10 protein-coding genes are annotated in these 17506 nt (G+C 46.6%); all 10 read left to right on the top strand.

The annotated features are described in order from the left end of the window. The first annotated feature begins 23 nt into the window (after positions 1-23). Positions 24-2144, top strand: coding sequence for a bifunctional aldolase/short-chain dehydrogenase (locus AC07M6_RS09095; protein WP_494888695.1), 2121 nt, complete (start codon positions 24-26; stop codon positions 2142-2144). Between the two features lie 92 nt (positions 2145-2236). Beyond that, a complete protein-coding gene (gene rhaM, locus AC07M6_RS09090; RefSeq protein WP_494888694.1) occupies positions 2237-2551 on the top strand; it encodes an L-rhamnose mutarotase in 315 nt (104 codons plus the stop codon). Between the two features lie 18 nt (positions 2552-2569). Continuing rightward, positions 2570-3844: a sugar isomerase gene (locus tag AC07M6_RS09085; protein WP_494888693.1), complete on the top strand. Its 1275-nt coding sequence runs from the start codon at positions 2570-2572 to the stop codon at positions 3842-3844. A 4-nt stretch (positions 3845-3848) separates the two neighbouring features. Continuing rightward, a complete protein-coding gene (locus AC07M6_RS09080) occupies positions 3849-5228 on the top strand; it encodes an FGGY-family carbohydrate kinase (protein WP_494888692.1) in 1380 nt (459 codons plus the stop codon). After that, positions 5200-8853: a DUF4450 domain-containing protein gene (locus AC07M6_RS09075; protein WP_494888691.1), complete on the top strand. Its 3654-nt coding sequence runs from the start codon at positions 5200-5202 to the stop codon at positions 8851-8853. Before AC07M6_RS09080 ends, AC07M6_RS09075 begins: the two co-directional genes overlap by 29 nt. A 154-nt stretch (positions 8854-9007) precedes the next feature. Beyond that, positions 9008-10612, top strand: coding sequence for an arylsulfatase (locus AC07M6_RS09070; RefSeq protein WP_494888690.1), 1605 nt, complete (start codon positions 9008-9010; stop codon positions 10610-10612). A gap of 468 nt (positions 10613-11080) precedes the next feature. After that, a complete protein-coding gene (locus AC07M6_RS09065; protein WP_494888689.1) occupies positions 11081-12415 on the top strand; it encodes a rhamnogalacturonan acetylesterase in 1335 nt (444 codons plus the stop codon). 4 nt (positions 12416-12419) lie between these two features. Further along, positions 12420-13175, top strand: coding sequence for a polysaccharide deacetylase family protein (locus tag AC07M6_RS09060; protein WP_494888688.1), 756 nt, complete (start codon positions 12420-12422; stop codon positions 13173-13175). 19 nt (positions 13176-13194) lie between these two features. Continuing rightward, positions 13195-14424, top strand: a complete 1230-nt coding sequence (locus tag AC07M6_RS09055; RefSeq protein WP_494888687.1) for an oligogalacturonate lyase family protein — start codon at positions 13195-13197, stop codon at positions 14422-14424. A 58-nt stretch (positions 14425-14482) separates the two neighbouring features. Continuing rightward, the gene (locus tag AC07M6_RS09050; RefSeq protein WP_494888686.1) at positions 14483-17341 is read left to right on the top strand and encodes a glycosyl hydrolase; all 2859 of its coding nucleotides are present in this window, start codon (positions 14483-14485) and stop codon (positions 17339-17341) included. Positions 17342-17506: the final 165 nt, after the last annotated feature.

The raw sequence follows: 17506 nt of genomic DNA, 5'->3' as shown, positions 1-17506 counted from the left end.
TTTAATATAATTTAATAAATAATATGTCAGTTAATACGATTGATTTTAAACACGTTAGTTACCTGTGGGATGATGCAAAGGCAGCAGAGCTGGCCGGCGATGAGGTAGCTTTATTAATATATCGCTCTAATTTATTAGGAGCCGATTTGCGTTTGACCAATTACGGCGGTGGTAATACATCCTGCAAAGCCATGGCTAAAGACCCGCTAACCGGCGAGGAAGTAGAAGTAATGTGGATCAAGGGATCGGGTGGTGATATCGGTACCCTGAAAAAAAGCGGCCTGGCTGCTTTATATGTTGACCGTTTGCGCAGCCTGAAAAATGTTTACCGGGGTATTGAGCACGAGGACGAAATGGTAGAGCTGTTTAACCATTGCATTTACGATCTGGCTTCAAAAGCACCTTCTATTGACACTCCGCTGCACGGATTTTTACCATTTAAACATATCGATCACCTGCACCCCGATGCGGCGATAGCTATTGCTGCCGCCAAGGATGGCAAAAAGATCACCCAGGAATTATTTGGTGGTAAGGTAGGATGGGTTGAGTGGCAAAAACCGGGTTTTGACCTGGGCCTGCAACTGAAACAATGTTTGGATGAAACCCCCGATGCCCGCGGTATCATGTTAGGGTCGCACGGCTTATTTACCTGGGGCGATACTGCTTACGAAAGCTACATGAACACCCTGGAGGTGATTGAGAAATGTGCCGAGTACCTGGAGCAAAACTATGGCAAAAAAGGCCCCATCTTTGGTGGCCAGAAAATAGAAAGCCTGGAAGCCGATGCACGTAAATCACAAGCGGTTGCTTTAGCGCCGATACTGCGTGGTTTCTGCTCGTCTAAAACAAAAATGATCGGTCATTTTACCGATGATGCCCGTGTGCTGGAGTTCACCAACTCAAACGATCTGGACCGCTTGGCGCCATTAGGTACCAGCTGCCCCGACCACTTCCTGCGCACCAAGATCAGTCCGCTGGTATTGGAACTGGCACCGGGAGAAGATTTGAGCGATGTAGCCGCGTTAAAAGAGCGTTTAGCCCCTGCGTTTGAGGCTTACCGCAAAATGTACGAAGATTACTATAACACCTGTAAGCACCCCAATAGCCCTGCTATCCGTGATGCTAATCCGGTAGTTATTTTATATCCGGGCGTAGGTATGTTCACCTTTGCTAAGGACAAACAAACCGCGCGTGTTGCTGCCGAGTTTTATATTAACGCGATAAACGTAATGAAGGGCGCTGAAGCTATTTCAGAATACACCTCATTACCACGTCAGGAAGCTTTTAACATCGAATACTGGTTGTTAGAGGAAGCCAAGCTACAGCGTATGCCTAAGCCAAAAGCTTTATCTGGCCGTATTGCCTTAGTTACGGGCAGCGCCGGTGGTATTGGTAAAGCTATCGCCAAAAAATTTGCTGAAGAAGGTGCCGTAGTGGTACTGAACGATATGAATGCCGAGCGTTTGGCTGAAGCCGGCGAAGAGTTTAAAAAGCTGTTTGGTAAGGATATTTATGCTACAGCTGTGCTGGACGTAACCAAAGGCGACCAGATTGCGGACGCGGTAGCAACCGCTATCCTGGCATTTGGCGGTGTGGATTTGATCGTAAATAATGCGGGCTTATCTATCTCTAAAACCATTGCCGACCATACCGAAAAGGATTGGGACCTGTTATATGATGTATTGGTGAAAGGCCAGTTTATGGTTACCCAGGCTGCCGTTGCTGTAATGAAAAAACAGGACATTGGTGGCGACATTATTAACATCGTTAGCAAAAACGCTTTAGTGAGCGGGCCAAACAATGCAGGTTACGGTAGTGCCAAAGCCGCGCAACTGCACTTAAGTCGCCTAAATGCTGCTGAACTGGGTGTAGATAAGATCCGTGTAAACGTGGTTAACCCTGATGCGGTGATCAGCGATAGCAATATCTGGGCTGGTGGCTGGGCTGAGGGCCGTGCAAAAGCTTACGGTATTACCGTGGCCGAATTGCCTGCTTATTACGCCAAACGTACTTTATTAGGCGCCATTATATTGCCTGATGATATTGCCAACGCTTGCGTAGCGCTTACCGGTGGATTACTAAACAAATCGACAGGAAACGTAGTGAATGTTGATGGGGGCGTAGCCGCGGGATTTGTGCGCTAACGCGAGTCCATCGACCATAGTCCATAGACCATGCATAGTTTCTGCTATGGACCATGGTCTATCGACTATGGTCTATTAACCTATGAATTACAATGGATAGAGTAGCATTCAAAATGAAGCTGTTTCCCGGACAGGAGGCAGAATATAAAAAACGTCACGACGAAATATGGCCCGAGTTATCGGCGTTATTAAAAGAATCGGGCGTAAGTGATTATTCCATATTTTTGGATGAAGAGACCAATAGCCTTTTTGGCGTTTTAAAAGTAACCGATAAAGCCAACCTTGATACACTGCCCGCCAAAGCCATTATGCAAAAATGGTGGGCCTACATGGGCGATATTATGGATAGCAACCCCGATAATTCGCCGGTGAGTGTATCGCTTAAAGAGGTTTTTTATTTACCATAACCAATACAACCAATAATTATGCAGTTAGAGAAGTATAAAGTAGACGAGATCAATCATCAGCAATCGGCAGCACACCAGCGCAAATTTGATTTTGTAGCCGAAGGCGTTGCCAACCTGGATGAAGTGATGGAGAAGTTAGCGGCATTTAACATTGCTATACCAAGCTGGGCTTTAGGCACCGGCGGTACCCGTTTCGGCCGTTTTTCGGGCGGTGGCGAACCACGTAACCTGGAAGAAAAAATTGAGGATGTGGGCCTGTTACATGCCCTTAACCAATCAAGCGGCGCTATATCGTTGCATATTCCATGGGATATCCCATCAAACCCAACTGCTACCAAAGCTTTGGCCGCGCAATATGGTTTGCGTTTTGATGCCATGAACTCCAATACCTTCCAGGATCAGGCTAACCAGGCGCATAGCTATAAATTCGGTTCATTACAGCACGTGGATAAAGCAGTGCGTAAACAAGCAGTTGAGCATAATATCGAAGTAATTAAACAAGGCATCGCTTTAGGATCAAACGCTTTAACCGTTTGGCTGGCCGATGGGTCCTGCTTCCCGGGCCAACTGAATTTCCGTAAAGCTTTCGAAAATACCTACGAGAGCCTGCAGGAGATCTACGCCGCTATGCCGGACGATTGGAAGATGTATTTAGAATACAAATGCTATGAGCCAAACTTCTACTCAACCACAGTAGCCGATTGGGGACAATCATTATTATACGTAAACAAACTTGGCCCTAAGGCCTATACCTTAGTTGATTTAGGTCACCACCTGCCAAATGCCAACATCGAGCAAATTGTTGCTTTATTGATGATGGAAGGCAAGCTGGCCGGTTTCCACTTTAACGATTCCAAATATGGCGATGACGATTTGACCGTTGGCAGCATCAACCCATATCAATTGTTCCTGATCTTTAACGAACTGGTTGAAGGTATGGATGCACGTGGAATGAACCATGCTACCGATCTGGGTTGGATGATCGACGCATCACACAACGTAAAAGACCCGATTGAAGACCTGTTACAGTCGGTTGAAGCGATTAAAATTGCTTATGCCCAGGCTTTACTGGTTGATAAAAAGAAACTGGTACAGGCGCAGTTAAACAACGATGCGGCTTTAGCACAAGAAATACTACAGCAAGCTTATCGTACAGATGTTCGCCCGTTAGTGGCCGAATCACGCTTGCGTTCAGGCGGTGCGCTGAACCCGATTGGCCTGTTTAGAGATTTACAGGTAAGAGCTAACCTGATTAAAGAACGCGGCGAAAAAACCGTTGCAACCGGATTATAATACGATGACTACACCTGTAATAGCGATCTTTGACATTGGCAAAACCAACAAAAAGTTTTTCCTGATCAACGAGTATTACAAAATTGTGCTGGAGCGCACAACAGCCTTTGAGGAAACCACCGACGATGATGGCGACCCTTGCGAGGATGTGGCTAAACTGAAAAGCTGGGTAGAGGGTACGCTGCACGACGCACTTTCGCAGAAAAAGTTCGACATTAAGGCGATCAATTTCTCTACCTACGGCGCCAGCTTTGTGCATTTAGATCAGGATAATAAGGTTACCGCTCCGCTTTGCAATTATCTGAAGGATTTTCCTGAAGATTTGAAGCAGGAGTTTTACAGCAAGCACGGCGGCGAGGAAAAAATAGCGCAGGAAACGGCTTCGCCGGTTTTGGGTAACCTTAACTCGGGGATGCAGTTATACCGCATAAAGCACCGTAAGCCCGAGTTGTTTAATCGGATTAAATACTCATTGCACTTACCGCAATACTTAAACCATTTGGTAAGCGGTAATTTCTATTCGGATATAACCAGCATTGGTTGCCATACTCAACTTTGGGATTTTGGTAAAAACGCCTATCATGCCTGGGTGAAGGAAGAAGGTATCGACAGGATCCTGGCCCCGATATTTCCATCGGATAAAGTAGATGAGGTGTCTGTTGAAGGCAAGCAATATGCGGTAGGTGTAGGTCTGCACGATAGTTCGGCCGCGCTGATCCCTTATCTGGCCAATTTTGCAGAGCCCTTTGTACTGATATCGACAGGTACCTGGTGTATCAGCATGAACCCGTTTAACAATAATGTGCTTACAGCCGAAGAATTGGCTAAAGATTGCCTTTGCTATATGGAGTACCATGGTAAACCGGTAAAGGCATCGCGTCTGTTTGCCGGTAACGAGCATGAGCAGCAAACCAAAAAACTGGCTGCGCATTTTGATAAACCGGGTTTCTACTATAAAATGGTAAACTACGATCCGGAATTGGTTCCATCGGCAGAGACAGTTGCTATTAAGGGAAGCGATAGCACCCTGCTGAAGCAATCGGCCTTTGTAGATCGTGATTTGAATACGTTTAAATCGTACGAAGAAGCTTATCATTGCCTGATAGCCGATATTATGGAGCAGCAGCGGGTATCAACCCATCTGGCCATACAGGATACCCAGGTAAAACGCATTTTTGTAGACGGTGGTTTCAGCAAAAACCCGATCTATATGAATTTGCTGGCCAAGGCTTTCCCTCATTTTGAGGTATATGCCGCATCGGTTGCACAGGCAACAGCTATTGGCGCCGCGCTTTCTATTCACAAATACTGGAACAATAAACCACTACCGGCCGATATGATCGAGCTGAAATATTATGCAGTTGCACATAACGTTGAAATGTAAGGCAAATGGCTATTTAAAATTTAAGGGCAAACAATTATTGTTTGCCTTTTTACTTAGCGGGTTTTTGCAGATAGTAGTTAATACGGCGCAGGGCCAACAACCGCGTTTATGGCATGGTATTGAGCGCGAGTTACGATATCGCCCCGATGGGGAGGATTTTGTGATTAAAAACGGAAAACGCCGCTTTAACCGTGCCTTGTATGGCACTAATACCGCTTTCCGCGTAGAGGCAGGCGACCTGCCCGAATTTGCCCTGTATCTGCCCGGCATGGGTGGCAACCTTAAATTCGGACTGATCAGCGGGAATGAAAGTAAATGGCTGATCAATGCCGCGTCTATTGAAGCAAGATACCGCCCGGGTACCATGATCTATACTATTAAGGATGGTTTATTGGGCAATGGAACATTAACGATACAGGTATTGGCCGGCTCATCCGAAGAGAACATTATTGTAAAAGCCAGTTTCAGCAACACCAATAAAGCCGTTAAACTACTTTGGGCTTTCGGCGGCGCTACAGGTAAAAAATTCTCGCGCGATGGGGATATCGGGGCCGACCCGGAATCATCATTTTATTTGAAACCTGAATACTGTACCGGAAACGTATTTACTACCGATCAACAAAAATTCACCCTCAATTTTAGCGGCAAAGCCATGAGCGAAGCCGGGCGTTATGAAATTGACCATACAGGTAAAGGTGAGAATAAAACCGAAACGGTTGTAAAAAGCATATTGTTCGGGCAATTCCCAACTTCGGAACAGGTACATATAGCCGATGCCAAGGCACAAGACTCACCACTTGCATTATTAAATTCTAAAGGAAAAGAACAACCATTACTAACCGGTTTGCTGGACGCAGTACCGGGCAAGGATCTGTTTTGGGTGATCCAAAACGGAAAAAGCCTGAACACCGTAACCCCGTCACAATTATTCACCTCGGCCGAGGCTGTCCGTAAGCAACTGGCATCACGTGTACAGGTAAAAACCCCCGATCCGTACATCAATACCTTCGGCGGGGCACTCAGTGTCGCGGCCGATGGGATTTGGGAAAGCCCGTCGTACATGCACGGGGCTGTGGCCTGGCGCATGCGTTTACCCGCCTGGCGCGGGCCTTACGTGGCCGATCCACTGGGCTGGCACGATAGGGCCTGGTCGCATTTTAGCAGCTACGCTTTATCGCAAATTACCGACCCTGCAATCGGCCCTGTAGTGGCTGATACCGCTTTGCATTTAGCGCGACACCAGGAAAAATTAGGTACGGCTATGTTCAGCAACGGTTATATCAGCCGTAACCCGGGCGGCAAGATCGGCCCGCACCATTACGATATGAACCTGGTTTATATTGATGAATTGTTGAACCACTTTAAGTGGACCGGCAATTTAGATGAGGTGAAACAACTTTGGCCGACTATTAAACGCTCATTAGCCTGGGAGAAACGCAACTACGATGCCGACGGCGATGGTTTGTACGATGCCTACTGCGCCATTTGGGCCAGCGATGCCCTGCAATATGCCGGAGGGGGTGTAACCCATTCATCAGCCTATAACTACCGCGCTAACAAATCGGCTGCTTATTTGGCTAAGCTGGTTGGCGATGATCCTAAACCATACGAGCAGGAAGCTATGCATATCCTGAATGCCATTAATAAACAATTATGGATGCCCGGATTAGGACAATACGCCGAGTATAAAGATTTGCTGGGAAATAAATTACTGCACCCATCTGCAGGGTTGTGGACGGTTTATCATGCCATCGATTCGGAAGTGCCGGATGCTTTTCAGGCCTATCAGGCTTTGCGCTATGTAGATACTAAGATCCCGCATATCCCGGTTATTGCAAAAGGCTTAACGGGGAATTACTTTGTACTGTCTACTACCAATTGGCTGCCCTATGATTGGTCGCTGAATAACGTGGTTATGGCCGAGAACCTGCACACCGCTTTGGCTTACTGGCAGGGCAACCGGAAGGAAGATGCTTATGCGCTCTGGAAAAGCGCCATTATTGAAAGCATGTATTTAGGCGCCAGTCCGGGTAATTTCCAGCAGATCTCCTTTTATGATGCCGTGCGCGGTGAATTATACCGCGATTTTGGTGACCCGATAGGCATGGCAGCACGTTCGCTGGTAGAAGGCTTGTTTGGCATAAGGCCTGATCTGTTGAAAGGCGAGATAGTGATCAAACCCGGTTTCCCGGCTGAATGGGACTATGCATCGTTAAACGTGCCGGATATCAAATTTGATTTTAAGCGGACAGGTGTGACCGATAGCTATCACATACAAAGTCATTTCTCCAAAATACCCTCGCTGCGTTTTGAAGTATCGGCTAGGGCTGCCGCCGTTGCATCAGTTACGGTAAATGGCAAAACGGTTAAATGGATGGCCGTAGCAGATGCCGTTGGTGTGCCGGTTTTGACTGTCAGTGCAGGAAAACATGATAGCTATGATATAAAAATAACCTGGGCTGGCGGGGCGATAAAACCGTCAGGCAAACAGGACGTAAAGGCAAAAATATTTGACCCACAGCACGTTTATCAACATGCAAACCTTCGTCACGGTGATTATACTTATTTCTATCAGCAAAAGCAGGGGGCATTTACCTGGTGGCAGCCCGTAAATATGAAGGTGACTTATGATATGCCTTTAATAGCCGATGTATATCAACCAGAGCAGAAGTTGCTATTTAAAATAACCGATAGGGGGGCGGCAAGGGAAAGGATTATTATTAATGGTGGCACTAACAAGAGTTTAATAAAGTCTGTTCCACTTAAAGACGGTTTATCAGAAGATATAATTATACCGGAGCAAAATATTGTACCAGGGACTAATATTATTAATATTCGGCCTGAAGGTGTTTTTTTTGCATACGATACCACCCTCATCAACTGGCATATCACCCCATCTCAAAAACTTAACACCGAAACCATTAACCTGCAACCCTACTTTAACGATAAGGTGACCAATATCTTCAAAAATCAATACCTGTCGCCGCGGCCAAAATCGCCTACGCTGCAATTACCCACACAAGGGATAGGTAATTGGGCTTACCCACTGGTAACCGCTAATATTGATGACAGCGGTTTAAAAAAGGCTGCCGCAGGCGGGATATTTACCATTCCACAAGGGATATCTTTTGCTATCGCACCGGGCGATGATAAAAATATCATGTTCACATCCGAGTGGGATAATTTCCCTAAGGAGATCAGTGTACCTTTATCGGGCAATGCATCCCACGCTTATTTGCTGATGGCCGGATCAACCAACCCGATGCAAAGCCGGATCACTAATGGTACGGTGACCATCAATTATACTGATGGAACAAAAGCCGTACTTGAACTGAAAAACCCCGAGAACTGGTGGCCTATTGAACAGGATTGCGATAATGACGGCTTCGCTTTTGATATCGGTGCCACAAGGCCCTTGCGTGTACACCTGAAAACCGGCGAAGTAACGGATAACAACAAGAAATTCACCAGCATAAAAGGTTTCAGCAACAAGGCAATTGATGGCGGCGCGGCTACTGTGCTCGATCTGCCGCTGGATAAAAGTAAGCAGTTGAAATCCCTGCAACTGAAAACACTGGCTAACGATGTGGTGATTGGTTTAATGGGGTTGACTTTGATAAGATAAACCTCCACTCCTTTGTCATTGCGAGGAGCAGTGGGGAAATGTGCGCTGGGGCGACGTGGCAATCTCGTAGTTTGATTTGCGAACTACGAGATTGCCGCGCTATTGCTCGTAATGACAAACTGTTAAATAATAGAAAGACTGATAATTTACAACCATGAAAAAGTTACTGATCATAACGCTGATGGCCTGTGTAGGGGCTACCGGCTTCGCGCAGAAGAAGACAACTAAAAAGCCCAATATCATTATCATCCTGGCCGATGATATGGGGTACTCGGATATCAATTGTTTTGGGTCGGATATCCAAACGCCTAATATTAACGCGCTGGCAAAAACCGGCCTGGTGATGACCAACTTTTACAATGCCTCGCGCTGCTGTCCTTCGCGCGCTTCACTGTTAACCGGCTTGTACCAGCACCAGGCCGGTGTAGGCGATATGGTAAACACCCGTACCGAACCTGCTTACCAGGGCTATCTGAACCATAATTGCGTCACCATTGCCGAGGCGTTGAAAGCCGGCGGCTACAATACCTATATGGCCGGCAAATGGCATGTAGGCACCGCGCCCCAAAACTGGCCGGTTAAGCGCGGTTTCGATCATTATTTTGGTTTGATTGATGGCGCGGGCAGTTACTTTAACCCAATAGCGCCATATCGCCCTAATCAAAAACTAACCGTCGCGCTGGATGATCAGCCATTTACGCCGGGGCCAAACTGGTATTCAACTGATAATTATGCCGATTACGCGGTGAAGTATATCAGGGATAACAAAGCCACCGGCAAGCCCTTCTTTTTATACATGGCCTTTACCAGTCCGCATTGGCCGCTCCATGCCCTGCCCGAAGATATTGCCAAATACAAAGGCAAATACATGAAGGGCTGGGATGTCCTGCGTGAGGAACGCCTGCAAAAAATGAAGGAGCTGGGCATCGTATCAAAAGATACCAAACTGTCGCCGCGTGATAAGGGCGTGCCCGAATGGAACTCGCTGACCGAAGACGAGAAGAAGGACTTTGATGATAAAATGGCGGTATACTCGGCTATGGTTGACAGGATGGACCAGAATATTGGCCGCATCCGCCAGGCATTGAAGGAAACAGGCGTTGATCAAAATACACTCATCATGTTCCTGAGTGATAATGGCGCCAGCAGCGAATACACCAAAGGTGCAGGCTTCCTGCCCGAGATCATTGCCGCCAGTAAAAAACCAGCCAGTGATCCAACCTCGTTCACAACCTATGGCATCCCCGGCGCTAACGTAAGCAACACACCGTTGCGTTTATTTAAGCATTGGGAATATGAAGGCGGCACCGCCACACCCTTTATAGCTAATTCACCATCGTTAATTAAAAAGCATATCCAAAGCGCACAGCCGGCGCACCTGGTTGATCTGATGGCTACTTGTTTAGATGCGGCGGGCGTGGCTTATCCTAAAACTTACAACGGCAATACCATTACACCCACAGAAGGCACCAGTCTGCTGCCTTTAATGCAGGGCAAAGTTTGGAAAGGCCATAATGCCATATTTTTTGAACACGAAGGTAACCGCGCCGTACGGCAGGGCGATTGGAAGCTGGTGTCGCAGTACCCCGAAAACAAATGGGCTTTGTACAACATCAAAACCGACCGGGCAGAGTTAAACGACTTAACAGCGCAATATCCCGATAAGGTGAAACAAATGGAAGCGCTATATACTGCATGGGCCGACCGGGCGGGGGTTGTTCCGTTCGAGAAATTGAGCAAGGGTAAGGGGGATTTGTAAATACCATTCACTTATCGCCAGTTCAAGCGTCCACGCTTGAACTTACACTAACGTAAGCGTAGACGCTCACCCAGGACCTAATTCAAGCGTGGACGCTTGAATTGGCGATGGATAATGGGTTAACATAACTTAACACAATTCGCCAAATTATTTCTATAAGCTGTTGATTATAAATAAATTAACATTTTTTAAGGCTGAAAAGTGTTAACCCCAAAAAAGACATCGCCAGTTCAAACGTCCGCGCTTACGTAAGAGTTTAAAACGTGAGCGTGAACACTCACTCAGGACCTAATTCAAGCGTGGACGCTTGAATTGGCGATGAGGGTTCCTCGTGATAAACTTGTTACACTCCAAACCGCCTTTATCAGGATAGAACAGGATGCTGTTTGCAGGTGCTTGCTCTACCTTTAAATATATAAACCAGCCATTGCAGGCAGCCATTATAATCTTTTAATATTATCCATCCTGATGAGATCATTGTCGAAAATCCTATTGTCCATTTTCTGTGTATCCGCTTGTGCAGCAAACCTTTTTGCGCAGGACGTCCAAACCAAATTCAAATTTGATTTTGGCAGCGGGGAAGCAGCAAAAGGCTATACCAAGGTTACCCCACAGGATACCACCGCCGATAAAACGGGCTATGGCTTTGATTTTGGATCGAAAGTAACGGCGGTGATCCGCGATGCTAAAAAATCACTCACCGGCGATTATATTACCAGCGATAAACCTTTTTATTTTTCGGTAAACGTACCGGAGGGCAATTATAAAGTAACGGTAACACTGGGCGATATCAAAGGAACCAGCACCACTACTGTCCGTGCCGAATCGCGCAGGCTGATGCTGGAAAAAGAGGTAACAGGCAATGGCGATACGAAGAAGAAAACCTTTATAGTTAATATCCGCAGGCCGGAGATCAGTACCGGGGGAGCAGTAAAACGTAACCCGCGCGAAATAGGTAAGTATGATTGGGATAACAAACTAACCCTTGAATTTAACGACAGCCAACCCTGTGTAGATGCGGTTGAAATTGAAAAGGTGGACGACCAGATCACCCTATTTTTAGCCGGTAACTCCACTGTGGTTGACCAGGACGAGGAGCCATGGTGCGCCTGGGGACAAATGATCACGCGGTTTTTAAAGCCGGGCGTGGCGGTTGCTAATCATGCCGAATCAGGCCTTACCCTGGGTAGCTTTATTGGCAGCAAACGTTTGGATAAGGTAATGAGCATGGCCAAACCCGGCGATTACCTGTTTATTGAATTTGGGCATAACGATCAGAAAGAAAAAGGCCCTAACGATGGCGCCTACAAGTCATATACCGAACGTTTTAAGGTGTTTATCAGCCGTGCCCGCGAAAAGCAGATGATCCCGGTGATAGTTACTTCAACTGCCCGCCGTAACTTTAACGATAGCGGTAAGGTAGTTAACTCCCTGGGCGATTTCCCCGATGCAGCCCGCAAAGTAGCTAAGGAAATGAATGTAGCCCTGATTGACGTTAATGCGATGACCACTCAGTTTTACGAGGCTTTGGGTAAGGATGCGTCAACCAAAGCGTTTGTACATTATCCGGCCAATACTTTTCCCGGGCAAACCAAGGCCCTGGCCGATAACACGCATTTTAACAGCTACGGCGCTTATGAAATTGCCAAATGTGTAATGGAGGGGATCAAGAGTAACAACTTAGGTATCAAAAAGTATATCATCGATTCGTCTACGTTTGATCCATCGCATCCAGATTCGCCGGATACTTTTAGCTTGCCATTAAGCGGCAAATGGAGCACTGTAAAACCCGAAGGTAATTAACGACATGATCAGGAAATTAGTTTTTGGATTTGTACTGATGACGGGATGCCTTAACGGGATCTTCGCGCAGGGTATAAAGCAGGCTATTCCTGATAAATTAGTAGTACTTAGCTTTGACGACGCGGTTTTGAGTCACTACACCAATGTTGCCCCTTTGTTAAAAAAGTATGGTTTCACAGCCACTTTTTATGTGTGCGAGTTTGGCGGGACACCCAATTTTAGCGATAAAACCAAATATATGAGCTGGGAACAAATAGCCCAACTCAACAAAATGGGTTTTGAAATTGGCAACCATACCCAGCATCACGTGCATGTGAACAAACTGGATAACGCCAAATTGATAGCCGAACTGGAATATGTAGAGCAAAAATGTGCCGAATACCATATCCCCAAGCCGGTAACCTTTGCTTATCCCGGTTATGATACCAGCAAGCGTGCTATGCAGGTGCTGAAGGATAAAGGCTACAAGTTTGCCCGTGGCGGATGGGATAGGGTTTACGATCCTAAAACCGATCAGCCTTTATTGATGCCGGGTTATACTACCCATACCGAAAAGGCTGATGACGCTTACGGAATTTTAAAGCAGGCTAAGGATGGCAAAATAGCCGTTTTAACCATTCATGGTGTACCGGACGACGCGCACCCATGGGTCACTACATCGCCCGAAGTATTTGAAGGCTACCTGAAATATCTGAAAGAGAACCATTATCATGTGATTGCCATGCGCGATCTGGACAAATATATCAGCACGGATAACTAACATCTGCAAACCTATAATTATGAAAAAGAAAATTGCTTTACTTGCTTTTGCCCTGTTACAGGCAGGCATGTTTACCGTTAAGGCACAGGAGGCTATGGAAACCGGTGGTAAACCCATGCCCGATGAATGGATAGATAAGGATACCGGCCACAAAGTGATCCGTCTGGTGCGCCGGCCGGGCACTACCAACGGCAGCTTTTATTTTAATAACTATTGTTTCATCCCGCAAAAGGGGGATAAGGGCGACCTGATGGTGTTTTCGGGCAGTGTGGCTGATAAGGCCATGGGGAATCAGTTGTTTACCGTAAATCTGAAAACGTTGGAGACTAAGCAATTAACCAATCACGCCAAAATTTCGGGCGAGATGGTTTGCCCTAAAACCAACGACGCCTTTTATCAAAGCGGCGATAGTGTATGGGCGGTTAATGCCATCACCGGTAAAAACAGGTTCATCTATGCTTTCGATCCGGCTTTTAAGGGCAGGGTGGGCACGGTTAATGCCGATGGTACTTACCTGGCCTGTGTAAAAGCAACCGGCGACCTGGAGCGCGAGATCCATGAAAAATATCCTGAAAAGAGCCAGTACTTTAACCGGATCTATGATGCGCATATCGAGCATACGCTTTATACCTTAAACATCAAAACCAAAGAGCTGAAAGAGATCCACCGCGAAAATGAGTGGACAAACCACCTGCTTTTCTCGCCGGTTGACCCGGATATTTTATCCTATTGCCACGAAGGGCCGTGGGAAAAGAACGACCGGATCTGGAACATCAATATTAAAACCCTTGAAAACACGCTGATGCATAAACGCACCATGCCGATGGAAATAGCCGGGCACGAGTTTTTTGGTATAGGCGGTCAGCACGAGTGGTTCGATCTGCAAAAACCTAAAGGCAAAACATTCTTTTTGGCTGCCTTTGATATGAAAACCGGTAAGGAAGACAAGATCTACGAAATGGACAGGAACGAATGGTCCATCCATTTTAATGTTACCAAAGACGAGAAAACCTTTGCTGGCGATGGGGGCGACCCCGGTCAGGTGGCCAAAGCGCCGGATGGTCAATGGATCTACCTGTTTAAACCGGTGGGCGACCGTTTAAAATCAGAAAAACTGGTAAATATGAAACACCATGGCTATAAACTGGAACCAAATGTGCATTTTTCGCCCGATGAAAAATGGATTATCTTCAGGGCCAATTTTGAGGGAACGCAACAAGTTTACGCCGTTGAGATAGCGAAGCGTTAATTTTAATCATTGAGTCATTAGGTCATTGAGTCATTCTTTTTACAACTATAAACTTTATATGTCTACATTGAATAAAAACTTTAAAATGGCTGCCGCGGTGGCACTTTCGTTGAGCAGTTATTATGCTTCGGCGCAGGTTACCTGGCCGGTAATTACCAAACAAACCAAACCCTGGGCCCGCTGGTGGTGGGAAGGCAGCGCGGTTAATAAAAAAGACCTGACCTGGAACATGGAAAGCTACCGTGCAGCCGGTTTGGGCGGATTGGAAATAACGCCCATATATGGTGTTAAGGGCCGCGAAAGCGAGTTTATACCATACCTGTCGCCGCAATGGGTGAACATGTTGCAGCATACCTTGCAGGAAGGTAAACGGCTGGATCTGGGTATTGATTTGGCCAATGCTACCGGCTGGCCGTTTGGCGGCCCCTGGGTTACTACCGAAGATGCCAGCAAGGAATTATACTGGAAAACTTACGATGTAAAAGGCGGCGAAAAGCTGAACGAAGCGGTGACCTACACACAACAGCCCTTAGTACGGTCGGATGGTGTGGCACCTAAAATAACCGACCTGGTAGAACCTATTGCCAGCAACAAAAACCTGCAATTGATGGCGCTTGACCAGGTGCGGTTTGAAAAACGGATTCCCTTAACCATTTTAGTGGCTTATGATGGCAAAGGCCAGCATATTAACCTGACCAATAAGGTAGATGCAACGGGGAAACTGGATTGGACAGCGCCTGCAGGCGACTGGAAACTATACGCGTTGTTTTTGGGCTGGCATGGCAAAATGGTAGAACGTGCCGCGCCCGGTGGCGAGGGTTACGTGATCGATCATTTCTCCCGCCCGGCTTTAGACCATTACCTGGACAGGTTTGATAAGGCCTTTGCCGGTAAAGATCTGAGCGGGATCCGTGCTTATTTCAACGATTCGTACGAGGTTGACGACGCCCGTGGTCAATCAAACTTTACACCGCTGTTTTTTGATGAATTTATGAAGCGCCGGGGTTATGACCTGCGTGGTCATTTGGATGCCCTTTTTGGTAAAGGTGATAAAGACCGGAGCAACCGGGTTGTTTGCGATTACCGCGAAACCATATCCGACCTGTTACTGGATAACTTCACCAGGCCATGGCACAGTTGGGCCAAATCAAAAGGCGCTATCATCCGTAACCAATCGCACGGTTCGCCCGCTAATATTTTAGATCTGTACGGCGCTATTGATATCCCGGAAACGGAAGGAAATGATGTGCTGAGCTATAAACCGGCTACATCTGCCGCGCACGTAATGGGTAAACCGCTGGCTTCGTCCGAATCGGCTACCTGGTTGAATGATCACTTCCTGTCGTCATTGGGCGATGTAAAGCAGGCGGTAGATAAATTTTTTATTGGCGGTGTAAACCATATTTTTTATCACGGCGTAAGCTATTCGCCTAAGGATGCCGCCTGGCCCGGATGGCTGTTTTATGCAGCTGTACATTTTAATCAAACCAATCCTTTCTGGAATGATTTCTCTACGCTGAACAATTATATTGCCCGTGTACAATCGTTTTTACAGCAAGGTAAGCCAAACAATGATGTACTGGTTTATTATCCCTTGTTCGATAGCTATTCGGACATGGGCCGCGGCGATCTGTTAAAGCATTATGCAGGCATGCGCCCTGATTTTGTAGGCACGGGCTTTGAAACCGCTTCGGCAGAAATGTTGCAGAAAGGGTTTACGTTCGATTTTATATCCGACAGGCAAATATTGAATGTGCAAAATGCCGGCACCAGTTTAACCACCGGCGGCAATAGCTATAAAACCATTATGCTGCCTAATTGTAAGTATATCCCGCTTGATGTTTTTGCTAAGATAGTAGCCATGGCCAAAGCCGGCGCTACCGTGGTGATTTATAAAAACCTGCCATCAACCGTGCCGGGCTACGGCAAGCTGAACGAGCGCGAAACTGCGTTGAAAGGATTACTATCATCGTTGCAATTCACCAATACCAATAATGGCGTAAAAGAAGCCAGGGTAGGCAAAGGGCGTTTCTTAATGTCGGATGAAGTAACGCCGCTGATGGAAGCGGCCGCTATCAGTCGCGAAAGCATGACCGATGCAGGCTTGCAATTTGTACGCCGTACTTATAAAACGGGTAACAGCTATTTTGTAGCCAACAAAACCGATAAGGCGTTTGATGGTTGGGTACAGTTGGCCAGCAAAGCAACATCGGTGGTGGTGTTTAACCCAATGACAAAAGCATCGGGCTTAGCCAAAACCACGAAACAAGTTAACGGGAAAACCAGTGTTTACCTGCAACTGCAACCCGGCGAAAGCTGTGTATTGCAAACATCGCCAACCGTAATAACCGGAGCGGCTTATCCTTATTATCAACCAGCCGGCGAACCTGTAAGCATTGCCGGTAACTGGACACTGAAATTTATAGCAGGTGGCCCAAGCCTGCCTGCAGATATTAAAACCGATCAGCTAAAATCATGGACTGATTTGGGTGGGGAGGATGCCAAAGCATTTTCAGGAACAGGTAGTTATACCATTACCTTTAACAAACCGGCACAAACAGCCGCTACTTGGCAACTGGATTTAGGCAAAGTACACGAAGAAGCGGAGGTTTACCTGAACGGCGTTAAACTGGCTACGCTGATAGGCCCGCAGTATACCTTAAACATCCCGTCGGCATGGTTAAAAACGGTTAACAAGCTGGAAGTAAGGGTAGCCAATTTAATGGCCAACCGCATTATTGATATGGATAAAAAGAATATCCCATACCGCATATTCTATAACACTAACTTCCCATCTCACGGGCGCGATTCGCGGGGTGCCGATGGCTTGTTTACCGCCATCAGATGGGACGTAAAACCATCGGGATTAATGGGGCCGGTAACACTTACGCCATTAAAATCAGGCACTCCCAGGTAATAAATATTAAGGTTTTTTTCGACAGCTGTCCTATAGTATCCTGCTTTGTAAGTTTTAACCATACAAAGCAGGATACTACAGGATGCTTGTTTTATGGTTAAATTTTATGTTCGCTTTTTAATTATAAACCAAACTGTCCAATCGGTTTTAACCTTAAATTAACTT

The sequence above is a fragment of the Mucilaginibacter sp. GW821-FHT07H05 genome, from assembly GCF_059418485.1.
Note: the sequence above shows the minus strand (reverse complement) of the source record. Positions and strands in the feature narration are given on the sequence as shown.

What these genes read in the sequence shown, in the direction of transcription:
- AC07M6_RS09055 (WP_494888687.1), top strand. Translation starts at nt 13,195, where the DNA reads ATGAAAAAGAAAATTGCTTTACTTGCTTTTGCCCTGTTACAGGCAGGC.
- AC07M6_RS09075 (WP_494888691.1), top strand. Translation starts at nt 5,200, where the DNA reads ATGCAGTTGCACATAACGTTGAAATGTAAGGCAAATGGCTATTTAAAA.
- AC07M6_RS09070 (WP_494888690.1), top strand. Translation starts at nt 9,008, where the DNA reads ATGAAAAAGTTACTGATCATAACGCTGATGGCCTGTGTAGGGGCTACC.
- AC07M6_RS09080 (WP_494888692.1), top strand. Translation starts at nt 3,849, where the DNA reads ATGACTACACCTGTAATAGCGATCTTTGACATTGGCAAAACCAACAAA.
- AC07M6_RS09050 (WP_494888686.1), top strand. Translation starts at nt 14,483, where the DNA reads ATGTCTACATTGAATAAAAACTTTAAAATGGCTGCCGCGGTGGCACTT.
- rhaM (WP_494888694.1), top strand. Translation starts at nt 2,237, where the DNA reads ATGGATAGAGTAGCATTCAAAATGAAGCTGTTTCCCGGACAGGAGGCA.
- AC07M6_RS09095 (WP_494888695.1), top strand. Translation starts at nt 24, where the DNA reads ATGTCAGTTAATACGATTGATTTTAAACACGTTAGTTACCTGTGGGAT.
- AC07M6_RS09060 (WP_494888688.1), top strand. Translation starts at nt 12,420, where the DNA reads ATGATCAGGAAATTAGTTTTTGGATTTGTACTGATGACGGGATGCCTT.
- AC07M6_RS09085 (WP_494888693.1), top strand. Translation starts at nt 2,570, where the DNA reads ATGCAGTTAGAGAAGTATAAAGTAGACGAGATCAATCATCAGCAATCG.
- AC07M6_RS09065 (WP_494888689.1), top strand. Translation starts at nt 11,081, where the DNA reads ATGAGATCATTGTCGAAAATCCTATTGTCCATTTTCTGTGTATCCGCT.